The sequence below is a fragment of the Salmonella sp. SAL4457 genome, from assembly GCF_046548235.1.
Lineage (GTDB): Bacteria > Pseudomonadota > Gammaproteobacteria > Enterobacterales > Enterobacteriaceae > Salmonella > Salmonella enterica.
On sequence record NZ_JBGDZO010000237.1, the window covers coordinates 1 to 316 of the forward strand.

Sequence of the window (316 nt, forward strand, 5' to 3'; positions counted from 1 at the left end):
TCTTCGAGATGCTCTTCCTGCTGCCGCTGGCGTTGGCCGCGCTGTACTGGCTGGGCGACGAGAGCCAGGCCTTCCGCGAGGCGCCGCGCCTGTGGCTGCTGCTGCCGATGCTGGGGCTGATCAGCGCGCTGGCCTTCGGCGCGATGATGGCTTCCAGCCGGCTGCTGCCGATGGGGCTGTTCGGGATTCTCAGCTACGTCGAACCGGTGCTGCTGTTCCTGGTGGCGGTACTGTTCATCGGCGAGGCGTTCCGTCCCGAGCAGCTATGGACCTACGCGCCGATCTGGCTGGCGGTGCTGTTGACCGGCTGGGACAG

General features: G+C 67.4%; 1 pseudogene. It reads left to right on the forward strand.

Annotation, left to right across the window (positions count from 1 at the left end):
- Positions 1 to 316 (forward strand): annotated as a pseudogene (locus ACLJNW_RS24080) (EamA family transporter RarD); the annotation flags it as partial.